The organism is Candidatus Thioglobus sp., assembly GCF_028599055.1.
Classification (GTDB): Bacteria; Pseudomonadota; Gammaproteobacteria; order PS1; family Pseudothioglobaceae; genus Thioglobus_A.
The window spans coordinates 1-8,526 of record NZ_JAQRMS010000054.1; the positions used below are offsets into that span (position 1 = coordinate 1).

An 8,526-nucleotide genomic window follows, 5' to 3' on the forward strand; every position below is an offset into this window, starting at 1 on the left:
TAAATTTTGATGCAATCCTCTCAACGGTGCATCCAACTCTTCTGCTAATGCTTTGTTACTGTCAAATGCCGCTTGATAAGCTTGCGACAATTCTTTAGGTGCAACATTAGCGCTAACCGAAATGCCACCATGACCACCCATTAAAATAAACTCAATCGCTGTTGCATCGTCACCACTATATAGTAAGAAGTCTTCTGGGCAAGTATCAATTAATATTTGTGCCACGCTTAAGTCACCAGTGGCATCTTTCACACCAATGATATTAGAAACTTCAGATAATCTAACAATGGTTTCTGGCAGTAAATCTACCGCTGTTCTACCCGGAACATTATATAAAATCTGATCAATATCAACCGTCTCAGCAATCAACTTGTAATGCTGATACAAGCCTTCTTGAGTGGGCTTATTGTAATAAGGTGTCACCAACAAACAAGCATCTGCGCCGATTTCTTTGGCAGCTTGTGTTAACTCAATCGCTTCAGAGGTTGAATTGGCGCCAGTGCCAGCAATAATGGAAATGCGGCCATTGGCAAATTCAACCGTTCTACGCATTACCTCAATGTGCTCCTGCTGGTTCAGCGTAGCACTCTCGCCCGTTGTTCCCATAGAGATAATTGCTTTAGTGCCTGACTCAATATGAAACTCAACCAACGCTTCAAGCGAGGCAAAATCAACCGATCCGTCTTTAAACATCGGCGTGATTAAGGCCACCATAGAGCCAGTTAAAGGATGGTTTATACGCATAACACTAAACAATAAAAATGATTAATTAGAATTATATACGAATGCAGTTTTTTAGGCATAAAAAAACCCGCTAATAACAAAGTCATTAGCGGGTTTAATTAGTCTAGATTTTAATTATAAATCGTAACCTCTTTCCTCATGAGAAATGATATCTAGACCTTGTTGCTCTTCTTCAGCGCTCACTCTTAAGCCAACCATAACATCAACTACTTTAAGAATGACGTAAGTTGCGATCGCTGTATAAACAAAGGTTGCAACAACGCCAATCGCTTGAACCTCAAGCTGCGACATAATGGTCATCCCCTCTGCCAATCCTTGGCCAGAGAAAATTCCCAATTCGTTTGATGCAAATACTGCTGCCATTAATGTACCGATAATACCACCAACACCATGCACCGGAAATACATCTAATGAATCGTCAATTTTCCACTTTTGTTTAATTAGAATCACTGCATTAAAACAAACAATACCGGCAACAATACCAATCACCAAACCTCCGGCAGGGCCAACAAAACCAGATGCTGGCGTAATGGTGCCCAAACCAGCAATCAGGCCAGTTACTGCACCTAATGCCGTTGGCTTGCCAAACTTGATCCACTCGTAAAACATCCAAGTGATTGCACCAGCTGCAGCTGAAATATGCGTTACTAACATCGCCATTGCCGCGTCACCATTAGCGGCTAATGCTGATCCACCATTAAAGCCAAACCAACCAACCCATAGCATGGCTGCACCGGTAATAGTCATCGTCATGTTGTGTGGTGGCATTGGTTTTTTTAAAAATCCATTACGCGGCCCAATAACAATAGCCGCCACTAAAGCTGCCACACCTGCGGTTATATGAACAACCGTACCACCAGCAAAGTCAAGCAAGCCCATTTCGCCTAACCAGCCACCGCCCCATACCCAGTGAGTAATTGGTGCATAAACCACAATTAACCAAATCGCACTAAATAACAACACAGCTGAAAATCTCATGCGTTCAGCAAAACCACCCACGATTAACGCTGGGGTAATAATGGCAAACGTCATTTGAAACAAAGCAAATAAACTCTCAGGAATATCACCACTTAAAGAGCCTTCTGTAACGCCCACTAACATAAACTTAGATAAGCTACCAAAATAAGCATTGCCATCAGCAAATGCAATTGAATAACCTGCGATTAGCCATAAAATGGATACAATACCTGCAATGGAGAAACACTGCATTAATACCGATAAGATATTTTTGCTGCGAACCAAACCACCATAAAACAAAGCTAAACCTGGCAGAGTCATAAATAACACCAATGCTGTTGAGGTTAAAATCCACGAAGTGTTCGCACCGTCTAAACCCTCGGCAAACACACCCATTGGCATTAAAGCCAATAAACTTAATAATAATTTTTTCATTTTTTACTCCCTAAAGTGCGTCTTGATCCGTCTCACCGGTACGAATGCGAACTACTTTTTCTAAATTAGATACAAAAATTTTGCCATCGCCCACTTTTCCTGAACTGGCAACACTGCTAATAGCTTCAATCACTGACTCTAATTGAGTGGCTGAGATAGCTACTTCTAATTTAACTTTTGGTAAAAAATCAACCTGATATTCAGCCCCACGATATAACTCAGTGTGGCCTTTTTGACGACCAAAGCCTTTAACTTCGGTCACGGTAATGCCAGATACGCCCACTTCTGAAAGTGCCTCTCTAACATCGTCTAATTTGTGCGGTCGTAGAATTGCCGTTACAAATTTCATACTTCTCTCCTGTATAAGTTACAAACCACTTGGTTTGTAAATAGAAATAAACCCATCATGGGCAACTTGTAAGCAGCAATGCTTGTTTTTAAATGCTACGCCGTTGTAACATCACAACGATGATTATAGATTTTTTTATGAAAAAAAGCAAATACAAGCAATTATAAGGCTATTTATTCACTAAATCTTGGCGTTTGAGTTGTGTATTTTTTAAAGCCTGTTGTGCTCGCCACTGATCAATGTTGGCCTGATGACCACTTAACAAAACCTCTGGCACTCGCTGATCATCAATCACTTCAGGGCGTGTGTAATGTGGATAATCTAATAATTCATTGGCAAAGGAGTCATTCAAGGAATCTTGATTGCCTAATACTGCCGGCAATTGACGACTCACACTATCAATTAATACCATAGCAGCTAATTCGCCGCCACTAATTACATAATCACCAATGGATACTTCCATATCCACATCATGCTCAATAATGCGCTCATCCACCCCTTCATAACGCCCACATAACAAGGTTATTGATTCAAATTTAGAGAGCTCTGTCGCCAGCTGATGAGTTAGTTTTTTACCTTGAGGTGATAGATAAATAACCCGTGTGCTAGGCGCCTGTTGTTTGATTTTTTTAATACAACTTCTAATGGGTTTAACTTGCATCACCATGCCAGCACCACCACCATAAGGCTTGTCATCAACATTGCGATATTTATTATCAGAAAAATCTCTCAGCTGCCAAGTATGAATACTTAACAAAGATTTCTTAATACCGCGCGCAACCACCCCTTCATCCTTAATGGCCGAAAACATATCAGGGAACAAAGTGATCACATCAAAACGCATGATCTTAGGTTAGGATATTTTTAAGAATATGATAATAGATGTCGCTCAAATCATCTAGATCTTGGGCAGATACACATTCATTCACTTGATGAATGGTAGCGTTTAACGGGCCTAACTCAACCACTTGCGCATCAAGCATTGGCGCAATGAAACGCCCATCAGAGGTGCCACCTGAAGTGGATAACTCAGTATCAACACCCGTTACTTTTTTAATTGCATCAACACAACCACTCACCAACTCACCTTTTGGCGTTAAAAACGGATAACCTGAATGATTCCAATCAATTTTATAGTCAAACTGATATTTGTCCAGAATGTCGCACACTCGCTGTTGCAAACCTTCATGAGTCGACTGCGTTGAGTAGCGAAAATTAAAAACAATTTCAATTGCCCCAGGAATGACATTAGTCACCCCAGTACCTGAATGAATATTAGAGATTTGAAAACTGGTGGCCGGAAAATACTCATTGCCCTCGTCCCACACTTCAGCGCGCAACTCATCAAGTGCTGGCACCGCTAAATGAATTGGATTGTTGGCCAAATGCGGATAAGCAATATGACCTTGCTTGCCAATAACAGTTAGTGTGCCATTTAAAGAACCTCGACGTCCATTTTTAATTACATCACCCAATGTATTAGTCGCCGATGGCTCACCAACCAAACAATAATCAACATTTTGCCCCACAGCATTTAAATGTTCACAAACCTTAACCGTGCCATCAATCGCCGGACCCTCTTCGTCCGAAGTAATTAAATAACCAATCGTGCCTTTGTGGTTTGGATAGTCTGCCACAAATCGTTCACTAGCATCAAGCATAGCAGCCAATGAGCCCTTCATGTCTGCTGCACCACGACCATGTAACATGCCGTCTTTTATTTCAGCTGAAAATGGATCTAAATCCCATTTTGACTCATCGCCCACAGGTACAACATCGGTATGCCCTGCAAACACAAATACTGGAGAACCAGAACCGTGCTCAGCCCAAAAGTTATCCACCTCACCAAATTTTAAATCGGTGGCATTAAATGCAGACTTCTTTAAATGTTCAATCATCAAAGCCTGGCAACCCTTGTCGTTAGGGGTGACTGAATCAACACTAATTAAGGCTTGTGCTAGCTCTATTGTTTTACTCATAAACTTAATCTAATGTTAAATTAACCGTAGGATTACTTGGCACGCTAACTATGTCGCTCACTACTTGTAAATCATCAGCTTGCTTCATGGCGCCACCTGTACGGCTTAATCTAGCCACTACCAATACCTGATCGTGCTCAGACAATAATTTTGTTGGCATCACTGAATTCATATCACTCAATGAAACTTGACCACTAAAATCTTTAATTTTGATTTTTTCAATGGCAATAGGCATCGGTCTACCGACAGCAGATTTCACATAAACCATTAAAAAATCTTCATTTGATCGTTTGGCTAAAATTTCATCAGCAATGGCCACATTCACTGTCACTGTATGGCTAATTTTAGGATTTTGTTCGCGCTCCAATTCTGCCAAAATACTCAACAACGCTTGTCGATCTACACTACCCTCAGGCAATCCAGCTAAGGCTTTATTCCATAGGCCTTTTGCCAAATTAAAATCTTGCATGCTAACAGCAAACAAACCGGCCAAATAAAGTGCATCTGGTGCATTTGGCTCAATCTCTAATGCCTGTTTAATTAATTCTACCGGTCGGCCAGTAAATTGATCATCATTAGCACTAATCATGGTTGAAGCGTACTCAACCAATAATCTTGCATCTTTCGGATTTAGCTGATAAGCCTTTTCATAAGCCTGTAACGATTCATCAATTTTATTAAGCTCAAAATAACTTAATCCCAGCATTTTCCATGCTTGCGCATCAGACGGGTTATCTACCAGGTGTTGCTTTATTTTTTCAGCACTTTGCTCTAAACTAAGCGGAGCGGATTCCAAAGCTGTTGTTGTGTTGACTGTTGATGAATAGGTGCTTAATGATTGATAAACACCAATTGAAAAAATTGGCAGCATGATAACAATCAACCAAGTTAATGCACTAATGGGTTTGGATTCTCTTACGGTCGTTGTGCTTTGATTTAGCTCAATGGCCAATGTTGAGGAAATTTCTTCTAGTGCTAAATCAAACTGCTCCTGATCGATTAAATCTTGCTCAAGATCACGTTGCAACTCAGCCTTACGCTGCTTGCCCAATCCAATATTTGATTGACGTAAGTCAATATCATTATCAGCCAATGGATTCTTTAAAAACCAAACCACCCACGCCAGTGAAAGACTTAGCATGAGCCCTATCAAAATCATCATGTTCATGATTTAACCCTCTCACGATTTACAGCAGCCCTCTGGGAGGACGGTCGATATCTGCGATCAAATGCCGCCAATAAAGCGCCAATTGAAATAAACAAGCCACCTAGCCAAATCCACCTAATTAACGGTTTATAGTAAATGCGCAAACTCCACGCATCGCCCTCTAACGATTCACCAAGTGCAACATAGATATCACGCGTTAATGATGGGTCGATCGCCGCTTCTGTCATTGGCATGCCAGTCACATATTGGCGCTTCTCTGGCTTTAAGCTAGTGATCAACTCATTCTCAAAATAAACTTCTACTTCACCTTTGTGGCCTTGATAGTTCTGATGAGTAAAGCTGTTCACGCCTTTAAATTTAAATGTATAGCCTTTAATATCAATCGGCTGATCAATCTCCATTTTTATGTCTTTTTCTACACCCAATTGAGTGGTAACTGTCGCACCCAATAAAAATACTGCGATACCAATATGCGCCATAATCATACCAATAAAGGAAAGACTCATATTGCCTTTTTGACGAAGTCGGTTAATCAATAACGACAAAGAATGCAAGGTAATCCAAATAAACAAAAAGACTGCAAATAACACCGCCTGATTGTCAACCAGCCAGAAACTAACTGCAAATAAAATGGCAATAACAAACCATACAGGTTTCAAAACACTACTACTGCGAATAAGTGTATCTTTCTTCCAGCGCAAGAATGGTGCGATAACCATTACTAAAACTGCCGGAATCATAATAGGCACAAATACTGCATCAAAATAAGGCGCACCTACTGAAATTTTGCCTAAGCCTAATGAATCCAAGAGTAGCGGATATAGCGTACCTAAGAAAACACTCAACATTGCTGCCACAAGCAAAATATTGTTAATCAACAAACCACTTTCTTTTGACCACCAAGCAAATGCATTTTGACTTTTCATTAAGCTTGCTCGCCAAGCGTATAGCACCAAAGAGCTGCCAATCACCAGTATCAAGAAAATTAAAATAAATAAGCCACGCTCTGGATCAGCAGCAAAAGAATGCACTGATGTCAAAATGCCCGATCTAACCAAAAAGGTACCCAACAAGCTTAATGAGAATCCAGCAATAGCAAGCAATACAGTCCAATGCTTAAAAGCGCCGCGTTTTTCACTCACGCTTAATGAATGTACCAATGCGGTAGCCACTAACCACGGCATAAATGAAGCGTTTTCAACCGGATCCCAGAACCACCAACCGCCCCAGCCAAGCTCGTAATACGCCCACCAAGATCCTAAAACAATGCCAAAGGTTAAAAACGACCAAGCGACCAATGTCCAGGGACGAGACCAGCGTAACCAAGTTGAATCAAGCTGTCCACGAATAAGCGACGATAAAACAAAAGCAAATGGAATGGCCAAGCCTACATAACCCATATACAACATTGGTGGATGAATGATCAAGCCAAAATCTTGCAAGAGTGGATTGAGCTCTCGTCCTTGCGCAGGAATAACATCTAAGCGCTCAAAAGGGTTAGAGGTCAATAATAAAAACAGCAAAAAACCAACACTAATCAAACCCAAAATAATCAGAATATGGTTGAGCACTTCACTTGGTATGCGCCTAGACAGTATTGATACCGCAACACTCCAGCCAGATAGTATTAACGCCCAAAGTAATAAAGATCCCTCGTGCGCACCCCAAACCGCAGACATCTTAAACATAGTTGGTAGTTCGGTGTTGGAATTATTAGCCACATACTTCACCGAAAAATCATCAACGACAAAGGCGTTCATTAAAATAGCAAACGCGACAACTGTCCAGAAAAATTGCGCCCACAACATTGGTCGTGACAATTGCGCTAAAGAAAAACTCCCTTTAAGTAAACCCACTGTCGGCAATATAACCTGCAGGCAAGCAAAGGCCAAAGCTAGCACCAGTGCAAAATGTCCAATTTCAATAATCATGTCAATTATGTATCAAATAAATCAATGATTTTATCTAATCCACCGACATTAATGGCAATATCTGCCTGCTGAGCAACAATTGGTTTTGCATGGTAAGCAACTGACAATCCAGCGACTTTCATCATCTCTAGATCATTAGCGCCATCACCAATGGCGATTACTTGCTTCGTGCTAATTGAATTAAGCTCACACAACTCATGAATAAAATCAGCCTTAGCGTTTGCGTTGATAACAGCGCCCTGAGTCACGCCAGTCAAGCAACCGTTGCTTTCCGCTAATGTGTTGGCCCTGGAATAATCAAGGCCAATATCTGCAGCCAATCGATCCGTAAAATAAGTGAACCCGCCAGACACTACGGCGCTTTTAATATTTCTACCACTTAAGAAATTAATTAATTCTTGACCACCAGGATTGACTTGTAATTTTTGTGTGTAAACCTTTTCTAAAGTGGCAACTTCTAAGCCTTTTAACAAGGCAACACGCTCTGACAAAGAGCTATCAAAGTCCAATTCACCACGCATGGCTTTTTCTGTAATCGCAGCTACTTGAGGCTTTAAATTGGCAAAATCAGCAATTTCATCAATACACTCAATATTAATTAAGGTTGAATCCATGTCACTAACAAACAGCGCAACTTTGTCCGTTAAAAAGTTCTCAGGAATCAAATTAAAATCGAGTTTAAACCGCTCTCTGAGCGTATTTAAATCAATATTTTTTTGGGTAGAAAAGCGAAAATGTGTACGCTTTTGTTGGATATCAGCATCGATATGCTGAGCAACAAGTTTGGCTACTGCCAGGTCTTGACTATGTAGAATGATTGTCTTCACATGTCACCTTATTTAAATATGGTGCGGAAGGAGAGACTCGAACTCTCACGTCTTACGACACTGGAACCTAAATCCAGCGTGTCTACCAATTCCACCACTCCCGCGCTTTGTATTGACACCCCCTTGAGGGGTGAAG

At 40.9% G+C, this 8,526-nt stretch carries 8 protein-coding genes and 1 tRNA gene; all 9 read right to left on the reverse strand.

Going from position 1 to position 8,526, the window contains the following annotated elements; translation table 11 throughout:
- A partial coding sequence (dapA, locus tag PSN35_RS04755; RefSeq protein ID WP_300030193.1) for a 4-hydroxy-tetrahydrodipicolinate synthase occupies positions 1 to 744 on the reverse strand: 744 nt, incomplete at its 3' end.
- 114 nt (positions 745 to 858) lie between these two features.
- Complete coding sequence (locus PSN35_RS04760) at positions 859 to 2,136, reverse strand: ammonium transporter (RefSeq protein WP_300030196.1); 1,278 nt, start codon at positions 2,134 to 2,136, stop codon at positions 859 to 861.
- A gap of 10 nt (positions 2,137 to 2,146) precedes the next feature.
- The gene (locus tag PSN35_RS04765; protein ID WP_300030199.1) at positions 2,147 to 2,485 is read right to left on the reverse strand and encodes a P-II family nitrogen regulator; all 339 of its coding nucleotides are present in this window, start codon (positions 2,483 to 2,485) and stop codon (positions 2,147 to 2,149) included.
- A 169-nt stretch (positions 2,486 to 2,654) separates the two neighbouring features.
- Complete coding sequence (gene trmD / locus PSN35_RS04770) at positions 2,655 to 3,329, reverse strand: tRNA (guanosine(37)-N1)-methyltransferase TrmD (protein ID WP_300030202.1); 675 nt, start codon at positions 3,327 to 3,329, stop codon at positions 2,655 to 2,657.
- 4 nt (positions 3,330 to 3,333) lie between these two features.
- The gene (gene dapE / locus PSN35_RS04775) at positions 3,334 to 4,464 is read right to left on the reverse strand and encodes a succinyl-diaminopimelate desuccinylase (protein WP_300030205.1); all 1,131 of its coding nucleotides are present in this window, start codon (positions 4,462 to 4,464) and stop codon (positions 3,334 to 3,336) included.
- Between the two features lie 4 nt (positions 4,465 to 4,468).
- Positions 4,469 to 5,632 carry a c-type cytochrome biogenesis protein CcmI gene (gene ccmI / locus PSN35_RS04780; protein ID WP_300030208.1) on the reverse strand — a complete coding sequence of 388 codons (1,164 nt, stop codon included), beginning with the start codon at positions 5,630 to 5,632 and terminating at the stop codon, positions 4,469 to 4,471.
- Positions 5,629 to 7,563 (reverse strand): heme lyase CcmF/NrfE family subunit, encoded by a 1,935-nt coding sequence (locus PSN35_RS04785; protein ID WP_300030210.1) that lies wholly within the window; start codon positions 7,561 to 7,563, stop codon positions 5,629 to 5,631. Before PSN35_RS04785 ends, ccmI begins: the two co-directional genes overlap by 4 nt.
- A 5-nt stretch (positions 7,564 to 7,568) precedes the next feature.
- The gene (serB, locus tag PSN35_RS04790; RefSeq protein WP_300030212.1) at positions 7,569 to 8,390 is read right to left on the reverse strand and encodes a phosphoserine phosphatase SerB; all 822 of its coding nucleotides are present in this window, start codon (positions 8,388 to 8,390) and stop codon (positions 7,569 to 7,571) included.
- Between the two features lie 19 nt (positions 8,391 to 8,409).
- Positions 8,410 to 8,494 (reverse strand) — tRNA-Leu (locus PSN35_RS04795).
- Positions 8,495 to 8,526: the final 32 nt, after the last annotated feature.

Bases quoted from the DNA above. Each gene is read 5' to 3' on its own strand.
- PSN35_RS04765 (WP_300030199.1), bottom strand. From the start codon at position 2,485: ATGAAATTTGTAACGGCAATTCTACGACCGCACAAATTAGACGATGTT.
- PSN35_RS04785 (WP_300030210.1), bottom strand. From the start codon at position 7,563: ATGATTATTGAAATTGGACATTTTGCACTGGTGCTAGCTTTGGCCTTT.
- trmD (WP_300030202.1), bottom strand. From the start codon at position 3,329: ATGCGTTTTGATGTGATCACTTTGTTCCCTGATATGTTTTCGGCCATT.
- PSN35_RS04760 (WP_300030196.1), bottom strand. From the start codon at position 2,136: ATGAAAAAATTATTATTAAGTTTATTGGCTTTAATGCCAATGGGTGTG.
- ccmI (WP_300030208.1), bottom strand. From the start codon at position 5,632: ATGAACATGATGATTTTGATAGGGCTCATGCTAAGTCTTTCACTGGCG.
- dapE (WP_300030205.1), bottom strand. From the start codon at position 4,464: ATGAGTAAAACAATAGAGCTAGCACAAGCCTTAATTAGTGTTGATTCA.